Here is a 22769-nt window from a genome sequence, read left to right on the forward strand (position 1 = left end):
TTGTAGTATTATTTACCTTTGCGGTGTTTTATCAACTGGAGCGCTTGCCAACGTGTGGTCGCAACAACTACAGGTTGGATCGTCACAATCATCAACTCTATGGTTTAGATTTAAATCTCCTTTAAATCCTCCTAATAGCGTTTCTTTTTCGTGTACTTTAAGTACTTTTATTTTCTTATTTGTTTTCATAATATGAATTTGTTTTAATGGTAATACAACACAATATAGTCATTATTTTAACACCATACGAATTTTCTTTGCGCTTTATGACTCATTTTCGGCAAAAAAGGTGTTAATCCTGAACACTTTATAGTGCTTTTCTTCCTTTTTGAAATGCAAGAATTAAAACCTGCTTTGCTTTTACCTATTTCCTGCGGTGCTTTTGATGAAAACCTCCGCTACTTTTCACCTTTTCCTGCGGTGCTTTTGGTGGTTTCCTGCGGTACTTTTTTCACATGATGGTGTATTGGTATTACAAAAAAAGCTGTCTAACTTTTTTAGACAGCCTTTTGTATGGAATTTGATGCTAGAATTTATTTTTTACCTCGCTTATTCGTAAATACTATATTCAGGAAGTAAGGTAATTACTTTTCCATCACTTTTGGTAATGCTAAGTTTTTCTCCTTTGTGAAGTAATTCTAATTGAAAATTTCTGAGCGCTACATTGTCTTTAAAGTCAGCAGCTTTTTTCCCATTGATTTCTATGATTTCATCTCCAAGTTTCAAGTCTTGATTTCCTTTGGTATTTGGATTGTTGTAAATACCGATAATTTTTAATTTGTCTTCTAATTTGAAAATAATAACTCCGTGTTTTTTTTCAGGCGAAGTCTTCATTTTGGTTTTTCTAGTACTTAAAATGATTTCATTAGTATTACTATTGATGATACAGTTGTAGTTTCGTAACATCTTGTTACCAATACGCGCTCCTCTTTCTGAAGATGTTATAAATAATTTGATAGGATGTGCTAAAATGGTATCTCCAATTTTATACGTAAAGTCTTTAATGTAATAGCCAACATCTGGTTTTGACAAACCGCCAACAGACATTCCTGAAACACCTTCATACGTAGCTTTTTTAGAGTCTTTAAATAATTCTAGCGCATTAATAGTGACTTCAATATCATCACTGGTAGAGCCAAAATCTATTTCGACACCATCTTTAATTCCATTGATTTCTAGAGAAGTAAACATGGTATTATAATCATTCAATACAAAAGGAATTACTATACCTTCTCCGTTGAATGGTTTTTGAGAAACCACCACATAGTTTTTGTCAAAGTTAAATTTCCAGTTTAATCGTTTGGTAATTGTTGCCCCCAAAACTCCATGGACTTCATCTCCAAAACCTGCTAACGATTCGATATCAAGCAATAGAAAAGGAGTTTGTTGTATTGTGTGACTACCTACTGTGATTTCTTTTGCTATTTTCAAATCCATATCTACTTGGTTGTTTACACCATCAGTCGCAGTAATTGTGTTTGCTTTTGTGTAATCTGTAAGTTGAAGTTTTTTCACCAGATTGCTATCAATTGCGGAAAAAGAGAAACCATTGTCCCACATAAATTTGAGCTCTTGGTCATTGACTTTCATTTTTAGTACAATCAAGTCATTGACAATCCTGATAGGAATTGTGTCTCTGTTTGTATTTTGAAGTAGTTTACCCTGATTTGCTACTTTTTTTATTTCCTCATCATTATGCTCTTGAGCCAAGGACGATGTCACAATGAGTGTTAGGATTGATAAAATTATGTATTTCATATTCTTTTTTAGAGTTTGAGATGTGTTTAATTGACTTTTGTCAGTAGGATTATATTCTTACTGATTTGAATTTAATCAAAATACAATTTCTCATATTAGTAGTATGCACAAAGATTTTGTTACGAATTTTGATGTCATTTAATACCAAATCTTTCATGAAATATAAGATACAAAAAAAAGCTCCTCAAATTGAGAAGCTTTTGTGTAATGTATTTACTGTTGTAAATTATTTTTTACTGTTTGCTTTTTTCTGCGCTTCGGCTTGTTCCATCATTTGCTGCATTTTCTTTTGGAATCTGTTCTGCTTTTTCGGCTTCTTTTTGTTTTCCTCAATTTGTGCATGAATTTTATCGTTGTCAATGATGTAGTTTTTGATGACTAACATGATTCCGATCGTAATTAAGTTCGATACGAAATAGTATAAACTCAATCCACTTGCGTAGTTGTTAAAGAAGAATAACATCATTAATGGAGAGAAATACATCATGTATTTCATCATTTTACTCATGTCTGGCATTCCTTCTTGCGTTGGTTGCTGCATAGAACTCATTTGCTGGCCTGTAGTCATTCGCATATAGAAGAAGATGGCAATAGACGCTAAGATTGGAAATAAACTGATGTGATCTCCATATACAGGAATATTGAAAGGCAATTGAGCAATAGTATCGTATGACGATAAATCTTCTGCCCAAAGGAAGCTTTTTTGACGTAATTCAAACGCAGATGGGAAGAACATGAATAAGGCATAGAATACTGGAATTTGCATCAATGCAGGAATACAACCTGCCATTGGACTCACGCCAGCTTTACCATATAGTTTCATGGTTTCTTGCTGCTTTTTCATTGCATCGTCTTTGTACTTTTCGTTGATTTCGTTGATCTCTGGACGAATTACTTTCATTTTTGCCTGTGATAGATACGACTTGTACGTAATTGGCGATAGTAATAAACGAACTAAAATTGTCATCACAATAATAGCAATTCCCGCAGGTAAGAACGAACTTAACAATCCGAATAACGGAATTAGGAAGAAACGATTGATCCAACCAAAAATTCCCCAACCTAATGGAACGATTTCGTCTAAGTTTCTATCGTATTTGGATAGGATATCATAATCCGTTGGACCGTGATATAAATCCATGGTGTAATTTAATTCTCCGCCTTTTAATTCTAAAGGAATCGTTGCGCCAAAGTTCTTTAAGAACTCCACATCTTTTTCTGGCATTTCGCTGTCTACGATGTTTTCTGTTGAGATGGTAGCCGTTTTGAAAGGATCATCTGTCAGTAAGATAGACGTAAAGAAATGTTGTTTGTAGCCTAACCACGTAACATCGTTTATTTTTTCTTCGTCAGTCGCTTGCCCTAGGTAACTGTCTTTTCCATCGTCGTATTCGTAGTGTAAATCTGTATAACGGTTTTCATAAGTTACACTTTTTGCATGTCTGAAACTTTTCAGTTTCCACTCCATGTTGATTGGCTGACTTGCGTTGATGACACCATTTAATCCTTGTGAACGAACCGAAAAATCAACCATATAATCGTCTTTGATTTCGTATCTGTACTCCAAGTATTTATCTGCAGCAACTTTCAGTTTCATGGAAAGTACTTTGCTGTCTCCATTTTCAGAATAGTTCGGTTCAAAAGCTAAATCTTTCGTATTAATTACTCGATTATCAGTCGTTGTCAAGTTCAATCCGAAAGAAGCATTTCCGTCTTTTACTAGATATACAGGAAGTGAATCATAGGTTACCAAAGGTTCAAATTCGCCTTTTACCATTTGTCCTTTTACGCGTGCTTCAACAATTTGCCCACCTTTGTTACTTATTTTTAAAGAAAGTAATTGGTTTTCAAGCGTAGTTACTTTGTCTGCCGAAACTTTATCAGCGTTGTATCCGAAAGCGCCAAGCGAACTTTTGTATTGAGCTACTTGCGTAGAATCGGAAAGATTAAGTATAGTTTCTTTAGTAGCATTTGTTGCTGCTGTTATACTGTCTTGCTTTACAACTTGCTCCATTTTTGCTTTTTCAGCTTCTGCAGCAGCAATTTCTTCTTCGGTAGGTTTGGTACTGTTATACCAATATACAGCAATTAAGGCAATTAAAGCAAGGCCTATGAATTGTTTGTAATCAAACTTGTTTTCTTCTTCCATCTAATCGTTAATTTATACTCATCTTATAAAAAGGCATCTACATTGGTAGACACCTTTTGTGTTGTTTTGTTACTCAAAAAAGCAACCATTTTCTATTTTTATGCCAAAGTGGCATTTTGTTTTTTTTCTGCAAACACCAACGCTGCTTTTACAAAAGCCACAAATAGTGGATGCGGATTTGCTACCGTACTTTTGTATTCAGGATGATATTGTACACCTACAAACCAAGGATGCGAAGGCAATTCGACAATTTCTACCAATCCTGTTTTTGGGTTCAGTCCTGTAGCAATTAATCCTTCTGCTTCTATTTTTTCTTTGTAATCATTATTGAATTCGTATCTGTGGCGATGACGTTCCAAAATCATATCATGTCCGTAAATGTCATGTACTTTGCTTCCTGCTTTGAGTTCACATTCCCAAGCTCCTAAACGCATCGTTCCTCCTTTGTTTTCGATGTTTTTCTGTGCTTCCATGAGATTGATAACAGGACTTGCCGTTTTTGGATTCATCTCCGTAGAATTGGCGCTATCTAAACCTAATACGTTTCTAGAGAATTCAATCACTGCCATTTGCATACCTAAGCAAATTCCCAGGAATGGGACATTGTGCTCACGTGCATACTGAACCGCTTTTATTTTTCCTTCTATACCACGATCGCCAAAACCTGGTGCTACTAAGATTCCATCTAAGTTTTTAAACTTACCAGCAATGGTTTTTTCTGTGATGTGTTCTGAGTGAATAGACTCCACATTGACTTTGATTTCGTTTTCCGCTCCAGCGTGAATGAACGCCTCAAGAATGGATTTGTATGAGTCTTGCAACTCCACATATTTTCCAACCAAACCAATGGTTACGGTGTGTTTAGGGTTTTTTAGTTTTTTTAAGAATTGATTCCAACTGGTTAAGTTTGGTGCTTCTTCTTCTATTAAATCTAGTTTCTTTAGAACAACCGAATCCAAACCTTCTTGCAACATTAAATTAGGCACATCGTAGATGGTTTTTGCATCGATTGACTGAATGACAGCTTCACGTTTTACGTTACAGAATAAAGCGAGTTTGTGACGCAATTCTTCTGAGAGTTCATGCTCTGTTCTGCATACCAAAACATCTGCTTTGATTCCGCTTTCCATTAAGGTTTTTACAGAATGCTGCGTTGGTTTTGTTTTTAATTCGCCTGCGGCAGATAGATACGGAACTAAGGTTAGGTGAATAACCATTCCGTTGTGTTCTCCTAATTCCCACAAGAGTTGACGAACAGATTCTATGTATGGTAAAGATTCAATATCTCCGACAGTTCCTCCAATTTCCGTGATAACGATGTCATAGTTTCCTGAGTTTCCAAGAATTTGAATGCGTTCTTTGATTTCGTTGGTAATGTGCGGAACTACTTGAACCGTTTTTCCTAAGAATTCACCTCTACGTTCTTTTTCTATGACACTTTGATAGATGCGTCCGGTAGTTACATTATTTGCTTGCGAAGTTGGAACATTTAAAAAACGTTCGTAATGTCCTAAATCCAAATCCGTTTCTGCGCCATCGTCTGTAACGTAGCATTCTCCATGCTCGTACGGATTTAGCGTTCCAGGATCAACATTGATGTAAGGATCTAGCTTTTGGATGGTTGTTCTGTAACCTCTTGCTTGTAATAATTTGGCTAGTGAAGCCGCAATTATTCCTTTTCCCAAAGAAGAAGTAACACCGCCCGTAACAAATATGTATTTGGTGTTTGTCATTCGTAATAGTGTGTTGTGTTGTTGTTGTATTCGGCGGCAAAAGTACAAAGAAGTATTTATAAATAATAAAGGTTGAATAACTATTTTTCAAGTGTATTCAACCTTTGTATTTTTTTCTGATAAAACTGATTATCAGTGCGCTATGTTTTGCTTTTAGGAAGTTTCTGTGTCATCTGTATTTTCATCTGTCTTTGTGACCAAGCCAATAGCGGTATTTATAACCGTATCGAGAATGCTGTTTTTTAAGTGACCGAGTTTTATTTTAGAAACGCCCGCAGCGTATAATCCTTTTAAAACTACCAAGTCTTTTTGGCTTTCTACTAACCATTTGTAGTCTTGTGGCGTTAGGTTTCCTTCTGCTAATAAAGTTGTCCAGCGTTCTAATTTCGCTTTGGAAGCTTCTAGAAAGTCTTGTACATCTTTTTTTGATTCAGTTTTTAAGTCGTCAAACTTTGCACCCATTAGTTCTAATAGGTTTCCTTTTATTTCTTTTAGTACGTTTTTGAAATCCATTTTTGTGTGTTGTTATGTCGTTATTGTAAACCTAAAAGTCCTTGTAGTCGTTTTTCTGCGGCAGGATCTTTTTTTCCTTCGTATTGTAAGATCAAATCGAGTGCTTCTACTACCTGTCCTTTTGCTTCGTTGATAAAGAATGATGATAGTTTTCCTTCTTCTTTCCAACGTTTTAAGAATCCTGCGATGAATTTTTTATCAGGATTTGCCATCATTTTCCACATGGCATAACTGATTTGATTGTTGGGTCTATTTTTTTGGTATTCGAGCATTTTTGCTAGTTCGCCTTCAAGGTGTTCAATGGCTTCTGTTTGCGAAACGTATTGCATGGTTGCTTTATCCATGAGTCGCGTGGCATCTACTTTGAGTTCTGTTCCTTTTTGATAGGAATATTGGTCAAAAACTGGTGCGCGTAATGAGGTACATGAAGAAACCAATAGAAGTGCTACAACACTTAGGTATACTGCATAAAAACGTGTTTTCATAGTTGTTTTTGTTATGATTAAAATAATTCTTGTTTTACTCTTTTAATGGCATCTACATGATAGCGAATGACTTTTAATCGTCCTTCACGCGTCATTAAGATAGATTTACATTCTTCTTCATTGTCCATAAAGAAGTTTTCTGTTAAGATGGCTGGCATTCGTGTATGTTTTAACACGTAGAAGTTTTTTTCTTTGTCTAAATCGCCATCCGAGAAATCGGTACGCAATCGACGATTTGGAAATTCTCTTTTGAATTCTTCTCCAAATACGGTAGCAATTCGGTCACTTTTGGTGTTACGCATAGAAGTAAATATTTCGCTTCCATGTCCGCCACCAGCATTGGAATGTACGCTGAGATAGAAACAGTTTCGCGAGCCGTATTTGTTGGCTCTACGCACGCGTGTTTGAAGTGTGACATCTCTGTATTCTGCGGCAATGTTATCGTACGGAATACGAAGTTTTGTGAGTTCTTCAATGATTCCGTTTACGATAGCTCTGTTGAATTCGCCTTCAAATAGTTGCGAACCATCATTCCAAATTGGAGAACGTTTTCCGGGTGTTTGATAGGTTCCATTGATGATTCCGCCGTGTCTATTGTCTAGTAATACGATCATAATATATGTCTGTGTTTAAACAAAAAATCCTTTCGTTTCTACTTCAAAAAGCAATTAAAATTTACTGATGAAGTTTCTATAAAAGGGGAATTCTTAAAGGTATGGAATATTTGAGAACCACAAAAAGGGGAAAATCACCTTTTTTTGTAGTTGCAGGTTAACTATTTATGAATGTATGGTAGAAGTTATTAGAATTTGAATACCTACCTTATATATATGTATTTTAAGAATAGTATTGTTTGCATATAACAGAAGCTATCTGTTTCTGAATATTCCTAAGAAACAGATAGCTTCAATAGTATTTGTGCTAAAAGGTCTTTTGAAAGTTTAAAAAACCTTTTTATTATTTAACAATCTTCAGTATAATCAGCTACGCATATCATCCAATTATATGTTTTATTTGGACAATCACAACTGTCGACACAACTACCTCCTAGTCCTTCTGATACAGCTGGAGTTATAGTAACTATTGTTGTCGTAATTTTGGCTCCTCCTGTTACTTCGTTTAATTTACTAATCGTTTCTTTTTGAAAACTCAGTTTTTCAATACTTCTTTTTTTCTTCATAATAAATGTTTTAATGTTAGATAAAACTCATAGGTATTCTGAAAAGAATGATAAAATTTCGATACGCAATGAATGCGTCAAATATATCTACATAAAAAACTCAAACGCACTATTCATAAAGCTTTGTGATAGATTACCACTGAAATAGTGATGAATTAAAAGTAAGATGTGATAAAATAAGACTTTTTTGGGATGATTTTTTAACAACTACACCTATACATTTATATCCCAAAATATACTTATATGGACTAGGCATTGAAGTAATAAATCTTTCCTTTACGACATGATAAAATTCTTATTTGTAAAACTGTCGCCGAGATAGTATAAAGAAATGAAGCTATTCGTCTTTAAAAAGAAAAATAGCTTCATTTTTATACATCACGATATATCCGTAAAATTTTTCACAGCTTCTTTATATCTCATGGATCACCATGAGTAAACGAATGGTCAATTTTGTCTCGATTACAATCCCAAATAATTGTATAAATCACTATTAGCCCTTCTGTTACCGTAGTTGTTACAGCTCCTCCTTTAATTGTGTTTAAATTACTAATTGTTTCTTTGTGAACTTTTAGTTTTTGAATACTTCTTTTTTTCTTCATAATAAATATTTTGATATTTAGGTAACAAACATATAGTGCTGTGAGAAAAGAAAAAAGAATTGTTAGTGACGTTTTATAAAGTGTCAACAGCAATTAACATCATGTATTAGTAGAAGAAAAATGGTAATTACTGTTTTTGAAAATGTCGCTGAATATTCCGAATCATCGGTTCTAAACCATTGATTTTGATATCAAGCATTTGTTCCATTTGTTTGCCGAGTTTTCCTTTGGGAAATCCTTTTTGTCGGTACCAAATCAAATAGCGTTCAGGTAAGTTAACCAAGTAGCTACCTTCGTATTTTCCGAAAGGCATTTTGGCGTGTGCCAATTCTATGAGAAGTTTTTGTTGCGCTTCTTTGTTGGGGAAATCAGTCATTTTGTTTGGTAGGTTGTTTGTATTGACTGTATTTTTTGAGTTCTGATGCAATAAATTTTTGCCATTTTATTTGTCCTTCGTAATCGCGAGAATAATCAGAACCGTTATCATAAGCATTTTGCATTTCTTGAAGCTCTTTGTTTACCTGATCGTATATTTTGGAAAGCTCTTGCTGAATGTTTTTGGTAGATTTGACATTCTTGAAACGCTTACGAAGTTTGCGTGCGTGTAATTCTGTAATATCAAAATGCAACTGTTCGTGTCCTAAAACGGTATCATTTACACGATCTCTTAAATACCAAGATTGATTTGGATAGAATTGCGCTATAACGTTGGTTGAATATTCTATTTTATCACTATTAGAATAGGTTTTTGAGCGAAAACCATATGTAATTCCTGAAGCTGTAATAGCAACCGCATCCGAGTCGTAATCAGGCTCATCTTTGAAGTTTCCCCAATGAAGTTTTTGCGTTTTTTCCCATGTAATGGTTTCTTCTTCTTGAACGAGCAAGAAAATACAGAGTATGCCTAAAATTTTATACATTTATTTCCAATGAAATTCAACAATCTTTTCAATATCTGGATGAAGACTGTAATGTACAGGACACGTGTTTGCGGTGTTTTCTAGTATTTTTTTGGTTTTATCATCTGCTTCAAAAGGCAAATGAATTTGCACTTCTATTCTTGAGATTCTTCTCGGGTTTGAAGCCATGGTTTTGGTCACTTCGGCAGTCGTATTTTCCATATTTACACCGAGTTGATTGGCTTTGATTCCCATTACCGTTAACATACAACTTGCGAGTCCTGTCGCAACAGTATCTGTAGGAGAAAACGCTTCTCCTTTACCATTATTGTCTGTTGGCGCATCTGTAATGAATTCATTTCCAGATTTTATATGTTGAGAAACGGTTCTGAGGCTTCCTGTGTAGGTTACTTTTGAAGTCATATGTTTAGTTTTGTGGTATTTTTACTTCTACGAGTTCCAATCCTTCATATTTTACGATGTATACTCCTTTGTTGTAAAATCCGCCAAAGATTTTTTTATCGTAATCAAATTTATTTTCTACATAACTCGTTTCTGCACCTGTGCGCACACTTTTCGCCAAGTTTTGGTCATATGCAAGACGTAATAATACATCAAATGTAATATCAAAACCTCTGACAGCAATGGTACTTGGAGTAATACCATAAGTACGCTTGTATTGTTTAACAAATTTGTTGCTAAACGACGTTGGTTTGTCTATAGATGGATAGTGAAAATTCAGATTTGCCAAGTGACTGTTGTATACATTGTCACTGTTGTCGTAATTTTTGTTTCTGTTGGTTGTAAGCAGCACAATTTTACGTTTTTCGCTAGTCGTATATGAGTTTAGCACTGATGTGGCATTTGCGATGAGCGATAGGTCATCTGATTCAAGAATAACCCAATTTTCAACATCAGCTTTGAGTAAAGGTAAAATTTTTGTGGGTTGAATGTAATTTCCATCTTCAGGATCAAATACGGTAGCATTTGGCAATGCTGAACGCAATCTGTTTTTAATAGCTGATTTATTTTTTCCCGCAATGATGATAACGTTTTTATCTTGTCCGTTTTGTTTGATAAAATCTAGCATTTTTTCTTCCAATAACCTTTTATCAGGCACACTTTGATAAACATTTCTATGTTTTACTTCGATGCTTGATAGTGGAGAGATTACTGGAATTCCGTCTGATTTTAATTCAGAAGCCACAACTTCTACGTTTGAATCTAAGATTGGACCAATTACCGCATGTACGTCTGAAAAGTCATAGCTTTCTACCGCTTTTCGAGTTCCACTTTTATTTCCTTGATTGTCAATAATTTTCACATTAACAGATAAACCTAAGTTTTTGATAGAATCTAAGGCAATTAAAGTTCCTGTGTAAAATTCTGTTGCATAATTTAACAAGCGATCATTTTTGAGTTTGTCTTTTGTTTGCGACACAGAATCCATGTTCATTTCGTTCAGTTTAAACGGTAACATGATAACGATGTTGGAAACATTTTCAGTGTCTACATGCTCAATGAAATTGAATTTATCTACGACAACAGCACCGACTACTTCCAAATCTTCTGATTTTTTCACAGGTAATTTTAACACCATTCCTGCTTTTAGTCCATCTTTTAACGCTGGATTTAGACGTATCAATTCATCTTCAGAAACACCTAGTTTTCGCGTAAGCGTGTACATTGTTTGCTTTGGTTTTACATCATAAAACACATAGTTCGCTGCACTAGCAACTTTTGGCTTTTCTTTGCGAATTGGTAATTTTATTTCTTGTCCAATTTTTAATCCTTCTTTTATTTCTGGATTGATGTCTTCGAGTTCTTCAATGGTAAGTCCGTAACTGTGCGCAATTCCCCATTTTGTTTCTTTTGCTTTAACAGTGTATTTTTCAAAAGAAACTTCTTCGTCAGTATCATCCTTATCTTCATCATCATTTGTTGAGGAATTGTCTACGACTTCGTTCGCTTCTTTCTTTTTATACTTCGGAATGGCAATACGATCGCCTTTTTTAAGACCTTCTTTTGCAACCTTTTCATTAAATTTTAAGATATCATCAACAGTAACACCGTATTTTTTGGAAATGCTATAAAGCGTTTCCTTTCTACGTACTTTATGATTGGTAAAGGTTACATCTACATCTTTGGAAACTTTTATCGATTTTGAAGGAATGACTAATACATTATTTCTTCGAACGCCACGTCGTGCTTCAGGGTTTAGTCTGATAATATCATCAGCCGTAATATTGTATTGTGCTGCAATACTTTCTACCGTTTCGCCTCTAGATACTTTATGACTTTTATATTGTTGTGCAGTGGCAGAACAACTTGTCAATAATATCATTAAAAAAAATCCTAAAAGCTTCTTCATTCTTTACGTTGTTAATTAATTATTCCCATTCAATGGTAGCTGGCGGTTTTGAACTGATGTCATATACTACTCTATTAACGCCTTTAACTTTATTTATTATATCATTTGATACTTTTTGCAAAAATTTATAAGGTAAATCTACCCAATCTGCCGTCATTCCATCGGTGCTTTCTACAGCTCGTAAGGCAACTACTTTTTCGTAGGTTCGCTCATCTCCCATGACTCCTACTGAGTTTACAGGCAATAATATTGCACCTGCTTGCCAAACTTTATCGTATAAATCCCATTCACGCAATCCGTTGATAAAAACGGCATCAACTTCTTGTAAGATACGAACTTTTTCAGCAGTAATATCTCCCAATATTCTAATTGCCAATCCTGGACCCGGAAATGGATGACGTCCTAGTAACTGTTTGTCCATTCCCATAGAAGCGCCAACTCTGCGAACTTCATCTTTAAACAATGCTTTTAAAGGTTCTACGATTTTTAATTTCATAAAATCTGGCAAACCGCCAACATTATGGTGACTTTTTATCGTAGCACTTGGTCCGCCCGTAGCACTGACACTTTCTATCACGTCAGGATAAATAGTTCCTTGCGCCAACCAAGTTACATCTTTAATTTGTGTTGCTTCATCATCGAATACTTCAATAAAAACACGACCAATGGCTTTACGTTTTTTCTCAGGATCACTCAATCCTGCTAGCGCATCCAAAAAGCGTGCCGAAGCATCAACTCCTTTTACATTGAGTCCCATACCTTCGTATTGTTTCAATACGCTTGAAAATTCATCTTTTCGTAACAAACCATTGTTTACAAAGATGCAATATAAGTTTTCGCCAATGGCTTTGTGTAATAACATTGCTGCGACACTTGAGTCCACTCCGCCAGATAAACCTAAGACTACTTTGTCATTTCCAAGTTGTGCTTTTAAGGCTTCTACCGTTTCTTCTACAAAAGCATTTGGTGTCCAATCTGGATTTACCTCAGCAATGTTTACCAAGAAATTTTCAAGCAATTGTTTTCCATCTGTTGAATGATATACTTCTGGATGAAATTGAATAGCAAACGTTGTTTCTCCTTCAATTTTATACGCTGCATTTTGCACATCGTGCGTACTTGCCAATAGTTTTCCGTTGGTTGGTAAACTTTTAATGGTATCACTGTGACTCATCCATACTTGACTTCCTGAAGAAATTCCCGCTAAAAATGGTTCATTTTCTTGTACAAAACTCAGGTTGGCACGTCCGTATTCACGTGTGTTTGATTCGGCAACTTCACCACCTGAAAAGTGTGCTAAGTATTGCGCGCCGTAACAAACTGCAAGCATTGGTTTTTCGCCTCGAATGCCTTTTAAATCTGGATGAAAAGCATCATCAGACCTTACAGACATTGGACTTCCTGAAAGAATAACCGCTTTGTAATCGTCTACGTTAGTTGGAATTTTGTTGAATGGATGAATTTCGGAATAGATGTTCAGTTCTCGAACTCTGCGCGCAATAAGTTGTGTGTATTGCGATCCGAAGTCTAATATTAATACCTTGTCGTGTTGCATACGCAAAAGTAGTATTTAGATTTTAGATTTTAACACTTCAATTGAAGATTTTTTCACAGGATATTCACAAGGAGTCTACGCTATTTTTTATGGCTTTTTAGACTAAAATAGTAGTACTTACAATTTATAAATATGAAGATAGTTTACTAGGGATCGCATATTGCATTATGTATTTTTAGTAGTGATTTATTAATTCAAACTTAATATTATTATGAAAAAAAAGAATGTAAAGTCATTAAGACTGAACAAAAAAGCCATTTCGTCGATAACTCAAGTGACAGTTACGGGAGGCGGAACACATTGGAATACAGGATGCTTATCTTGCGCTGATACAACTGCAGATCCTCCTCCTAATACAATTTATTTGAGTTGTGGTACATGGTGTGGACTATGCAAAAAAATTAAGAAACCTGATTAATCTCATTAGCGAACTTCGGTTCGCTTTTTTTATACACCTTATTATCTGATTACCTCTTGTTAATTAGATTACAATTCCAACACCAAAAATTCTCCTGATAATGGTTGCAAATGTTTTACTAAAGTTGGAATGAGCGTTTCGCCATATTCTAAATACAATTCACTAAAGTTTTGCTTACGCTCTTGTAAAGAGTTTGCAGGAAATAATGTTTCTCGCAATTCGGTACTTCTTGAAACTTTATCTTTCAACATTCGTTTTTGAGCTGTTAACAAGCGTTTTTCCAAATGATTCAAGCCTTTAAGTTGCTTTTTTTCTTGCGCAGCAACTGCTCCAATAAATGATTTGTCCGTTTGTTCTGCAAGTTTGTACAAGTCTTCAAATTGCTGTTGTAAGTGTTCTTTTTGTGGTGTGAAATCAATCTCAATTTTACTGAGCTCTTTGACTTTTTTGGCTATAAAATCCTCTTTTTTGAGGAATAAATCACGATTGGAAATATTGAGTTTTCCCATTTTTTCCGATTGCTTCTGCGTTTTTACAACTGCGGAGTTTCGCAAGAGCAACATCGGGAATGTCACGTTAACAGTTTCAAAGTAAGATTTCAATTCAAGCCAATACGCCAATTCTCCGCCACCACCAATGTAACATAGGTTTGGCAGAATGATCTCTTGATATAACGGACGCAATAATGCATTTGGTGAGAAACGTTCTGGATGTGCGTGAACCTCAGCTTTTATTTGCTCCGAGTTCCATCTCACGGAAGTGTTATTTACCATAAAAACACCTTCATGCTCAATAATGCGTTCGCGGATTCCGTTGTTGATATAAAATAGATTGATTTCTCTTGGATTAACTTGTATTTTGTAGGAATCATTAACTTTCGTTAGATGTTCCGCCGTTTCCAACACTTTTTTGTATGCGGTTTGTTGAAACAACTCGTTTTCGACAAACGGAATGAATAGTTTTTTTAATTCTTTATCATTTCCATCCACAATGACCAATCCGTATTTTTTGAATAATTCGTTGGCAATATAACGCGTTGCATCTGTAAGATTATTGTGTTTTACATAACCATCTTCAAATAGCGATTGTAAGTATTTTGCATTGTCGCTGATGCCTATTTTTTTGGAGAAATCTTCCAAAACTTCCGCCAAACCTTCTGTAGATAATTCGCCAACTGCGCCACTTGCTTCACGTTCCCAACGTATTTTTTTGCCTTTGTAATTGAAGAAACAGATTTCGTCAAAATCATGATCTTCCGAAGCCATCCAATAGATTGGTACAAAATGATGATTTGGATGTTTTTCTTGTAACGTCGTTGTCAAATTAATCGTAGAAATAATTTTGTACAAGAAGTATAATGGACCTGTAAATAGGTTTAATTGATGCCCTGTCGTGATGGTAAATGTATTTTCTAACGCAAGTTTTTGAATATTTTTTAGTGTTGTTTTTGAAGCATTTACGTTTTCATATTGCTTTACCAAAGCGTTTGACAGAATAGCTCTTTGCGAAATAGCTGTTAAACTGGATTGTTGCTTTTCTTTAATTTGAGCTTCAAAATTCTCAAGCTTCGGAAAACGGTGATAAAAGGGTTTTAGCGTGTTTTTTTCGGCTAAATAATCACACATTAAGGGAGAAAAATATCCAGTTTCACTGTAGGGAATACATTCTGTTGGCATAGTTGGTCGTCAGGATTTTAAAGTTGCAAAGATATGGTTATTTAAATGCGATTTTCTCAAAATTTCGTTAAGATATTCTTTTTCAAAATTATATTAGTTAGCTTTGATGTCTATCAAACTGAACCAACTAATGAGACGACATTTTTTTACTTTACTTTCATTTTTTATTATTTCTACTACAATTTTTGCCCAAAACATTCAGTCACCTAAAGATTTTTTAGGCTATGAATTGGGAACACGATTTACAAATCATTATCGTGTTGTGGATTATTATCAGTATTTGGCAAAAGCTTCCAACATGATTCAACTAGAAGAATATGGTAAAACGAATGAACATCGTTTGTTGCAAATTGCCTATGTTTCTACACCTGAAAATTTAGCAAATTTAGAAAGTATTCGGAAAAATCATTTGGCAAATGCCGGAATTGGCACTTCTTCCGCTTCCGCAGATAAAGCTATCGTTTGGTTGAGTTATAATGTACATGGAAACGAATCGTCTAGTACAGAAGCTTCTATGAAAACGATTTACGAATTGATTACTTCCAAGAAAATTTGGCTTCAAAATACTGTCGTTATTATTGATCCATGTATCAATCCTGATGGACGCGATCGGTATGTAAATTGGTACAATCAAGTAGCTAGTGTTCCGTATAATTCACATCAAAAAGCAAAAGAACATGACGAACCTTGGCCTGGCGGACGACCAAATCATTATTTGTTTGATTTAAACCGAGATTGGGCTTGGGCAACACAAGTAGAAACACGTCAACGATTGAAAGTATATAATAAATGGTTGCCACATATTCATGTTGATTTTCATGAACAAGGCATTAACGAACCGTATTATTTTGCACCTGCAGCAGAACCTTTTCATGAAGTTATTACCGATTGGCAACGTAATTTTCAGATACAAATTGGAAAGAATCATGCTGGCTATTTTGATAAGGAAGGTTGGTTGTATTTTACGCGCGAACGTTTTGATTTGTTTTATCCGAGTTATGGAGATACATATCCTACGTTTAATGGTGCCATTGGAATGACGTACGAACAAGCAGGACACGGACGCGCAGGTTTGGGAATTATGACTGATGAAGGCGATTTGCTGACGTTGAAAGATCGAATTGCACATCATCATACTACAGGATTGTCAACCGTAGAGATTTCATCAAAAAATGTTGATAAGTTGAATGCTGAATTTAAAAAGTTTTTTAGTAATAAGGATTTTACATATAAAAGTTATGTTTTGGAAGGAAATCAAGATCGTATTAATAAGTTAACAACCTTGTTGGATAGACATGAAATTAAATACGGTTTTACTGCAAACACAACGATAAAAGGATACGATTATGAGAGTAATTCTCAGAAATCAAATAAGGTAAATAATGCGTTGGTGGTCAGCACAAATCAGCCAAAAGCAAAAATGGTCAAAGTATTGTTTGAGCCCAACGCAAAATTGAGTGATTCTGTTACATATGATATTACTGCATGGAGTATTCCGTATGCGTATGGTTTAAAAACAACTGCTTCTAAGACTTTGGTTTCTACAAATGCAATAACTAAAGATTCTATAATTTTTAACTCAGATTATGGCACAAGTCCTGCTTACATTATTTCTTGGAATTCAATCAAAGATGCTGCTTTTTTAAGTCGATTGTTAAAAAACAAATTTCGCATTCGCTTTACCGAAAAACCAATTGTTTATGATGGAAAAAAGTTCGATCGTGGTTCGTTGATTATTACCCGTAGTGATAATAAAAATATAGCTAATTTCAATACATCTTTAGCAGATTTAGCAAATAGTTCTAAAATAATAATGACAAAAATTGGTAGTGGGTTTTCAGATAATGGTGTTGATTTGGGTTCGCCAGATATTAAAGAAATAAAGATGCCAAAAGTCGCGGTAATGTCTGGAAAAACAACAAGTTCATTAGGTTTTGGTGAACTTTGGTACTTTTTTGAGCAAGAATTAAAATTTCCTGTAACGAATATTAATAGTGAAAGCTTTTCTGCAAATACACTGAATTCTTTTAATGTTTTGGTTTTACCTGACGGAAATTATAAGGAAGTCTTTAATAACAAACAATTACAAGTGTTAAAGAATTGGATTTCTCGTGGTGGGAAAGTAATTGCGATGAAAGGTGCTTTAAGAACATTTGAAGGAAAAGAAGGTTTTGGGCTCACAAAGAAAGAGCGTGAAAAGGAAGATAAAAAGAATGAAATTATTTCGTATGCAAAGAGCGAACGAAAGAATATTTCCAATTACATTACAGGAGCTATTTTTAAAACGAAAGTTGATACGACACATCCACTAGGATTTGGATATAACGACTCGTATTTTACCTTGAAATTAGGAAGCGACGCGTATGATTATTTGAAAAAAGGATATACCGTTACCTATTTGGAAGATAATAACGTAGTTTCTGGTTTTGCAGGATATAAAGCTGCTAAAAATATTAAAAATACCTTAGTTTTTGGAGAACAACGCATTGAAAAAGGAAGCGTGATTTATATGGTTGATAATCCAATGTTTCGTGCTTTTTGGGAAAATGGAAAGTTGTTTTTTGCCAATGCAATTTTTATGGTGAATAATAATAGTTTTGAATTGTGATTTAGATCGCTGGCGCTTTTAGACCACTTCATTGTTAGACTGCTTTGCTTTTAGACTTGTTTCGCTTGCGCAATGTTTGGTGTTTAGCTTTTAGCTTTTAGCTTTTAGCGAAGAAACAGATTACTTCGTCGCAAACTCCTCGTAATGAAGTCGTTTCAAAAACTTCTACATTCAAAATTAAATATTCAGTATTCGATATTCATTATAACAAAACGTATTGAAGAAAATCAATTACACTTTGAAGTCAATTCAACATTCAAAACTTAACATTCAACATAAAAAAAGAAACAGATTACTTCGTCGCAAACTCCTCGTAATGACATTTGAAATACTTTTACATTTAGCTTTTATCATTTCACAGCAGGTTCGCCATACAAATCAAAATCAGCAGCATCTGTGATTTTAACATCTACAAACTCACCTTGCTTTACGTAGAATTTTGCTGCGTCAATTAAAACTTCATTATCAACATCTGGAGAATCAAATTCGGTACGACCTACAAAGTAGTTTCCTTCTTTTCGATCAATGATACATTTAAAGGTTTGTCCAATTTTTTCCTGATTCAATTCCCAAGAGATTTGCGACTGAATTTCCATGATTTGATTCGCACGATCTTGCTTTACTTCTTCTGGTACATCGTCTTCTAAGTTGTATGCATGTGTATTTTCTTCATGCGAATACGTGAAACAACCTAAACGTTCAAAACGCATTTCCTGAACCCAGTTTTTTAAGGTTTGAAAATGTTCCTCAGTTTCTCCTGGATAACCAACAATTAATGTTGTACGGATGGTCATGTTTGGAACGGCAGCTCGGAATTCTTTTAATAACTTAGTCGTTTTCGCCTGATTGGTTCCACGACGCATCGACTTTAAAATATCGTCCGCAATGTGTTGCAACGGAATGTCTAAGTAATTACAAATTTTTGGTTCATTATTCATTACTTCTAAAACATCCATCGGGAAACCTGCTGGAAACGCGTAATGTAAACGAATCCATTCAATTCCTTCTACTTTTACTAAATTTTGAAGCAACTCTGCAAGATTTCGCTTTTTGTATAAATCGAGTCCGTAATACGTTAAATCTTGTGCAATCAAGATCAATTCTTTGACACCTTTTGCGGCTAATTTTTCGGTTTCTTCTACCAATTCTTCAATCGGTTTCGATTTGTGTTTTCCGCGCATTAACGGAATTGCACAGAATGAACACGGACGATCGCAACCTTCCGCAATTTTAAGATATGCATAGTTTTTTGGTGTTGTTGTAATTCGCTCACCAATCAATTCATGTTTGTAATCGGCACCAAGTGCTTTTAGCAATCGTGGTAAATCTGAAGTTCCGAAATATTGGTCAACATCTGGAATTTCTGCCTCTAAATCTGGCTTATAACGCTCACTTAAACAACCTGTTACAAAAACCTTATCAACAACGCCTTCTTCCTTCTTATTTACATAATCTAAAATCGTATTAACGCTTTCTTCTTTTGCATTATTGATGAATCCGCACGTGTTAATTACGACAATATTTCCTTCTTCTTCATGCGCCACTTCTTTTCCGTTGGCTTTCAATTGTCCCATCAAAACTTCAGAATCATATACATTCTTAGAGCATCCAAGTGTTACGACGTTGATTTTGTTTTTCTTTAAAGTCTTTGTTCTCATATCCAAAAATTCAGTGGGCAAAGATACAATCTAATTTAAACCTTTGGTATATTTAACAGTCATAAAATGAAAATCTAAAAGATGAACCGACTTTTTTTTGTATTTCTATTTGTTTTAGTATTATTTTTTGTGAATTGTTCTTCGGAAGAAACAGATGAAATTCCACCAGAAGAAACGCCTACAACGGTTGATACATCCCTGTATTTCCCACCTTTAACTTCCGATACATGGGAAACAACTTCGGTTACAGAATTGAACTGGAATGCAGATCAATTGTCACCACTTTTAGGATATCTTGAAGAAAAAAACACCAAAAGTTTTATCATCCTTCACAAAGGAAAAATTGTTGTAGAAGCGTATATGAACGGACATTCAGATACATCACCTTGGTATTGGGCAAGTGCCGGAAAAACCTTGACAACTGCTGTTGCAGGAATTGCACAAGAAGAAAGTCTCATCAATCTTAATGATAAAGTTTCCGATTATATTGGAAATGGTTGGACAAGCGCCACTTTGGAAAAAGAAAATTTAATTACTTGTAAAAATTTATTGTCTATGACTTCAGGTTTGGATGATAGTATGGGCGATGGAATTGCTCCCGAAAATTTACAATATATTGCAGATGCGGGAACACGTTGGGCATATCACGGTGTATTTTTGAAAATGCAAGATGTAGTGGCTTCCGCAAGCAATCAACCGTGGGATGATTATTTTGAGGTAAAATTGAAAAATCGTATTGGCATGACTGGCTCTTGGATTCAAAATGGAAATACGAATGTGTATTGGAGTACGACACGAAGCATGGCTCGTTTTGGTTTGCTCATTGCCGCAAAAGGAACTTGGGAAAACACACAGATTATCCCTGAAAGTTTTTTGAATGAAGCAACATCAACTACGCAAAATATCAACAAAGCGTATGGATATTTATGGTGGCTCAATGGAAAGACTTCTTATCGTTTGCCACAAACTCAATTGGAGTTTTCTGGTGAATTGATTCCGAATGCGCCACAAGACATGTTTTGTGCATTAGGTAAAAACGATCAAAAGATTTATATCGTTCCAAGCAAAGATTTGGTTATTGTGCGAATGGGAAATGCTGCCGATGATGACAATTTTGCACTTTCTGACTTTGATAATGTTTTTTGGGGAAAAATAAATACTTTGATTGATTAAAGAGTATTTGATTAAAATAGTATATCCTTTTATAGAGAATAGGTAATTGTATGCGCGTTAAGGATACTTCGACTTTGCTCAGTGTAATACAACCTATATGTTTTCCCGCGTTAAGGATAGTAGCAAGTTACCGTGTAACGCGGATAGCCTGACGAAAACAAAATAAAACCCGCATTTCGAGATTCCTCAATGTGCGGGTTTTATTTTGTTTTGGGAACGCCCAAATTAGTATGTTATTGATAGTTTTTCGGTGCTTTTCGCTTTTTAGACGCTTGCTCGTAGACATACGCCCATTCTAGTAATTTTTTGTCGCCAAACGATTTTGTGATAAAGGTAAGTCCTTTTGGTTCGCCTTTGTTCGTATAACCCATCGGAACGGTGAGCGCAGGATATTCTGCCACTGCCGCAAATGCCGCATGATAGTTATTGATGGATAAAACACCATCTAAATTGTGTTTTTCCATAGGCGAATTGAAAAATGTTTTTCCGTTTTCGTGCAATACTTTTTTCATCTCTGAGAATTCTTCTTTGGAAGCGTTGTCATTCACAATTCCATAGAATAATTTTTGTCCATATGGCATCGCTTTCGCGGAATCTTGCTTGTTAAAATCAATCACATCTTGTACAGATTTGAGCGAAAGTGTTTTTCCTCCATGGTTTTTGAAATAATCTGGCAAGTCATTTTGCATATCAAGATTCAACAGATTGATAAATTTTGGCAATCCAACTTCCACTTCTTCTATTTCTATAATTTCTGCGCCTTGCTGTTTTAAAACTTCCAATGCTTCTACATATAAAGTGTCATTCATTAAACGAGTAAATGCGCCAAAACGCTTGCCTTTCAAGGAAGGTTTGCCGTTTTTAATTCCCGAATAGTAGTAACTTCCTGCATATTTGAAATTCTTACTTTTACTATCAGTTGTATCATAACCGTACAACGCGGATAATAAAATTGCATTGTCCATCACATTTTTTGTCATCGGTCCAGGTGTGTCTAGTGTGCTAGAAATTGGTACAATTCCGGAGCGACTCAACAAACCGATGGTTGGTTTGAGTCCTACAACTGAGTTTTGACTTGATGGCGAAAGTATGGAACCTGCAGTTTCTGTTCCTACGGCAGCGACAGCGAAGTTTGCTGCAACTGAAACGCCACTTCCAGAACTCGATCCACCAGTGTCAAATATTTTTCTTCCGTACGGATTTAAGGTTTGTCCACCAATAGCACTGTAACCGCTTGGACAATCGCCACAGAAAAAGTATGCCCATTCACTTAGATTGGCTTTTCCAAGAATGATAGCGCCGTTTTCTTTTAATCGCTCTGTGATGAAAGCATCGTTTGTATTGTTATTTTCAAGTGCAAACGCGCCAGCCGTAGTTGGCATATTTTCGGTATTGATATTATCTTTTAGTAAGATGGGCATTCCGAAAATAAGCGGTTTTAGTTTTTTATTGAAAAAATCACGATCACGCTGTTTCGCTTCTGTAATTGCATTTGGATTGATGCTGATTACAGAATTTAATGACAAATTATTATCACGATCGTATTTTTTAATTCTATAGAGATAAAATTTCACCAATTGCTCATAAGTAAATACGCCTTGCACTCTGCTTTGGTGTAGTTCCAAAATGTTTTTCTCTAAGATGTATGGTTTTAAGCGTTTGTAATCGGCTTCCGTAAAATCTTCCATTTGTGTTGAAACCGAATTCCAAACACCTTGATTATCAATGATTTTAGAATCTAATACTTTAAATTCTCGAAACTCTTTTGCACTAATATCTGAGAGATTACTTTCTTGTTGCGCTGTTTTTTGTGTGTGACAAGCTATTGATGAAAATAGAATAGCTAGAAATATAATTTTCTTCATTTTGATACGTTATTTACAGATATAAAGATACAATCTTAAAGTTTAACTATTTAGAATTCTTGTTTTTTTGGCTTCTAAATGATAAACTCTTTATTGTTTTTATATATTTGTCATATTCGAAAAAAA

Annotated in this window: 19 protein-coding genes; 2 read left to right on the forward strand and 17 right to left on the reverse strand. The window is 35.0% G+C overall.

Annotated elements, in window-relative coordinates; genetic code table 11:
• Nucleotides 1-12 precede the first annotated feature (12 nt).
• From KAOT1_RS22895 to bshC, 15 genes are all read right to left on the reverse strand, one after another.
• Nucleotides 13-189, reverse strand: coding sequence for a hypothetical protein (locus KAOT1_RS22895; protein ID WP_007094721.1), 177 nt, complete (start codon nucleotides 187-189; stop codon nucleotides 13-15).
• A gap of 360 nt (nucleotides 190-549) precedes the next feature.
• Nucleotides 550-1758: a retropepsin-like aspartic protease gene (locus KAOT1_RS10220; RefSeq protein ID WP_007094722.1), complete on the reverse strand. Its 1209-nt coding sequence runs from the start codon at nucleotides 1756-1758 to the stop codon at nucleotides 550-552.
• A gap of 226 nt (nucleotides 1759-1984) precedes the next feature.
• Nucleotides 1985-3907 (reverse strand): membrane protein insertase YidC, encoded by a 1923-nt coding sequence (gene yidC, locus KAOT1_RS10225; RefSeq protein ID WP_007094723.1) that lies wholly within the window; start codon nucleotides 3905-3907, stop codon nucleotides 1985-1987.
• A 98-nt stretch (nucleotides 3908-4005) separates the two neighbouring features.
• On the reverse strand, nucleotides 4006-5640 hold the full coding sequence (locus KAOT1_RS10230) for a CTP synthase (RefSeq protein ID WP_007094724.1): 1635 nt from the start codon (nucleotides 5638-5640) through the stop codon (nucleotides 4006-4008).
• A gap of 153 nt (nucleotides 5641-5793) precedes the next feature.
• Nucleotides 5794-6153, reverse strand: coding sequence for a hypothetical protein (locus KAOT1_RS10235; RefSeq protein WP_007094725.1), 360 nt, complete (start codon nucleotides 6151-6153; stop codon nucleotides 5794-5796).
• Nucleotides 6154-6173: 20 nt separating this feature from the next.
• Complete coding sequence (locus KAOT1_RS10240; protein ID WP_007094726.1) at nucleotides 6174-6638, reverse strand: hypothetical protein; 465 nt, start codon at nucleotides 6636-6638, stop codon at nucleotides 6174-6176.
• A 17-nt stretch (nucleotides 6639-6655) separates the two neighbouring features.
• The gene (locus tag KAOT1_RS10245; protein WP_007094727.1) at nucleotides 6656-7252 is read right to left on the reverse strand and encodes an N-acetylmuramoyl-L-alanine amidase; all 597 of its coding nucleotides are present in this window, start codon (nucleotides 7250-7252) and stop codon (nucleotides 6656-6658) included.
• A 347-nt stretch (nucleotides 7253-7599) separates the two neighbouring features.
• A complete protein-coding gene (locus KAOT1_RS10250; RefSeq protein ID WP_007094728.1) occupies nucleotides 7600-7818 on the reverse strand; it encodes a class I lanthipeptide in 219 nt (72 codons plus the stop codon).
• 419 nt (nucleotides 7819-8237) lie between these two features.
• A complete protein-coding gene (locus KAOT1_RS10255) occupies nucleotides 8238-8420 on the reverse strand; it encodes a class I lanthipeptide (protein ID WP_007094729.1) in 183 nt (60 codons plus the stop codon).
• Nucleotides 8421-8547: 127 nt separating this feature from the next.
• Nucleotides 8548-8796 (reverse strand): DUF3820 family protein, encoded by a 249-nt coding sequence (locus tag KAOT1_RS10260; RefSeq protein ID WP_007094730.1) that lies wholly within the window; start codon nucleotides 8794-8796, stop codon nucleotides 8548-8550.
• Nucleotides 8789-9340: a DUF922 domain-containing protein gene (locus KAOT1_RS10265; RefSeq protein ID WP_007094731.1), complete on the reverse strand. Its 552-nt coding sequence runs from the start codon at nucleotides 9338-9340 to the stop codon at nucleotides 8789-8791. Before KAOT1_RS10265 ends, KAOT1_RS10260 begins: the two co-directional genes overlap by 8 nt.
• Nucleotides 9341-9742: an OsmC family protein gene (locus KAOT1_RS10270; protein ID WP_007094732.1), complete on the reverse strand. Its 402-nt coding sequence runs from the start codon at nucleotides 9740-9742 to the stop codon at nucleotides 9341-9343.
• A gap of 4 nt (nucleotides 9743-9746) precedes the next feature.
• Nucleotides 9747-11690, reverse strand: coding sequence for a LysM peptidoglycan-binding domain-containing protein (locus tag KAOT1_RS10275; protein ID WP_007094733.1), 1944 nt, complete (start codon nucleotides 11688-11690; stop codon nucleotides 9747-9749).
• 19 nt (nucleotides 11691-11709) lie between these two features.
• On the reverse strand, nucleotides 11710-13245 hold the full coding sequence (guaA, locus tag KAOT1_RS10280; protein ID WP_007094734.1) for a glutamine-hydrolyzing GMP synthase: 1536 nt from the start codon (nucleotides 13243-13245) through the stop codon (nucleotides 11710-11712).
• Between the two features lie 486 nt (nucleotides 13246-13731).
• A complete protein-coding gene (bshC, locus tag KAOT1_RS10290) occupies nucleotides 13732-15339 on the reverse strand; it encodes a bacillithiol biosynthesis cysteine-adding enzyme BshC (protein WP_007094736.1) in 1608 nt (535 codons plus the stop codon).
• A gap of 130 nt (nucleotides 15340-15469) precedes the next feature.
• On the opposite strand from bshC, the gene KAOT1_RS10295 reads away from it, so the two are divergent.
• Nucleotides 15470-17947, forward strand: coding sequence for a M14 metallopeptidase family protein (locus tag KAOT1_RS10295; RefSeq protein ID WP_040560001.1), 2478 nt, complete (start codon nucleotides 15470-15472; stop codon nucleotides 17945-17947).
• Between the two features lie 350 nt (nucleotides 17948-18297).
• Here KAOT1_RS10295 and rimO read toward each other — a convergent pair whose 3' ends face one another.
• A complete protein-coding gene (gene rimO / locus KAOT1_RS10300) occupies nucleotides 18298-19605 on the reverse strand; it encodes a 30S ribosomal protein S12 methylthiotransferase RimO (RefSeq protein WP_007094738.1) in 1308 nt (435 codons plus the stop codon).
• 81 nt (nucleotides 19606-19686) lie between these two features.
• Between rimO and KAOT1_RS10305 the strand changes: the two genes are divergently transcribed.
• Nucleotides 19687-20778, forward strand: a complete 1092-nt coding sequence (locus KAOT1_RS10305) for a serine hydrolase domain-containing protein (RefSeq protein WP_007094739.1) — start codon at nucleotides 19687-19689, stop codon at nucleotides 20776-20778.
• Between the two features lie 233 nt (nucleotides 20779-21011).
• On the opposite strand, the gene KAOT1_RS10310 is transcribed toward KAOT1_RS10305, so the two are convergent.
• Nucleotides 21012-22643 carry an amidase family protein gene (locus KAOT1_RS10310; protein ID WP_007094740.1) on the reverse strand — a complete coding sequence of 544 codons (1632 nt, stop codon included), beginning with the start codon at nucleotides 22641-22643 and terminating at the stop codon, nucleotides 21012-21014.
• Nucleotides 22644-22769 lie beyond the last annotated feature (126 nt).

The sequence above is a fragment of the Kordia algicida OT-1 genome, assembly GCF_000154725.1.
Taxonomy (GTDB): domain Bacteria; phylum Bacteroidota; class Bacteroidia; order Flavobacteriales; family Flavobacteriaceae; genus Kordia; species Kordia algicida.

What these genes read in the sequence shown, in the direction of transcription:
- rimO (WP_007094738.1), bottom strand. Translation starts at nt 19,605, where the DNA reads ATGAGAACAAAGACTTTAAAGAAAAACAAAATCAACGTCGTAACACTT.
- KAOT1_RS10310 (WP_007094740.1), bottom strand. Translation starts at nt 22,643, where the DNA reads ATGAAGAAAATTATATTTCTAGCTATTCTATTTTCATCAATAGCTTGT.
- KAOT1_RS10240 (WP_007094726.1), bottom strand. Translation starts at nt 6,638, where the DNA reads ATGAAAACACGTTTTTATGCAGTATACCTAAGTGTTGTAGCACTTCTA.
- guaA (WP_007094734.1), bottom strand. Translation starts at nt 13,245, where the DNA reads ATGCAACACGACAAGGTATTAATATTAGACTTCGGATCGCAATACACA.
- KAOT1_RS10305 (WP_007094739.1), top strand. Translation starts at nt 19,687, where the DNA reads ATGAACCGACTTTTTTTTGTATTTCTATTTGTTTTAGTATTATTTTTT.
- KAOT1_RS10275 (WP_007094733.1), bottom strand. Translation starts at nt 11,690, where the DNA reads ATGAAGAAGCTTTTAGGATTTTTTTTAATGATATTATTGACAAGTTGT.
- KAOT1_RS10245 (WP_007094727.1), bottom strand. Translation starts at nt 7,252, where the DNA reads ATGATCGTATTACTAGACAATAGACACGGCGGAATCATCAATGGAACC.
- KAOT1_RS10250 (WP_007094728.1), bottom strand. Translation starts at nt 7,818, where the DNA reads ATGAAGAAAAAAAGAAGTATTGAAAAACTGAGTTTTCAAAAAGAAACG.
- yidC (WP_007094723.1), bottom strand. Translation starts at nt 3,907, where the DNA reads ATGGAAGAAGAAAACAAGTTTGATTACAAACAATTCATAGGCCTTGCT.
- KAOT1_RS10235 (WP_007094725.1), bottom strand. Translation starts at nt 6,153, where the DNA reads ATGGATTTCAAAAACGTACTAAAAGAAATAAAAGGAAACCTATTAGAA.
- KAOT1_RS22895 (WP_007094721.1), bottom strand. Translation starts at nt 189, where the DNA reads ATGAAAACAAATAAGAAAATAAAAGTACTTAAAGTACACGAAAAAGAA.
- bshC (WP_007094736.1), bottom strand. Translation starts at nt 15,339, where the DNA reads ATGCCAACAGAATGTATTCCCTACAGTGAAACTGGATATTTTTCTCCC.
- KAOT1_RS10260 (WP_007094730.1), bottom strand. Translation starts at nt 8,796, where the DNA reads ATGACTGATTTCCCCAACAAAGAAGCGCAACAAAAACTTCTCATAGAA.
- KAOT1_RS10220 (WP_007094722.1), bottom strand. Translation starts at nt 1,758, where the DNA reads ATGAAATACATAATTTTATCAATCCTAACACTCATTGTGACATCGTCC.
- KAOT1_RS10295 (WP_040560001.1), top strand. Translation starts at nt 15,470, where the DNA reads ATGAGACGACATTTTTTTACTTTACTTTCATTTTTTATTATTTCTACT.
- KAOT1_RS10255 (WP_007094729.1), bottom strand. Translation starts at nt 8,420, where the DNA reads ATGAAGAAAAAAAGAAGTATTCAAAAACTAAAAGTTCACAAAGAAACA.
- KAOT1_RS10230 (WP_007094724.1), bottom strand. Translation starts at nt 5,640, where the DNA reads ATGACAAACACCAAATACATATTTGTTACGGGCGGTGTTACTTCTTCT.
- KAOT1_RS10265 (WP_007094731.1), bottom strand. Translation starts at nt 9,340, where the DNA reads ATGTATAAAATTTTAGGCATACTCTGTATTTTCTTGCTCGTTCAAGAA.
- KAOT1_RS10270 (WP_007094732.1), bottom strand. Translation starts at nt 9,742, where the DNA reads ATGACTTCAAAAGTAACCTACACAGGAAGCCTCAGAACCGTTTCTCAA.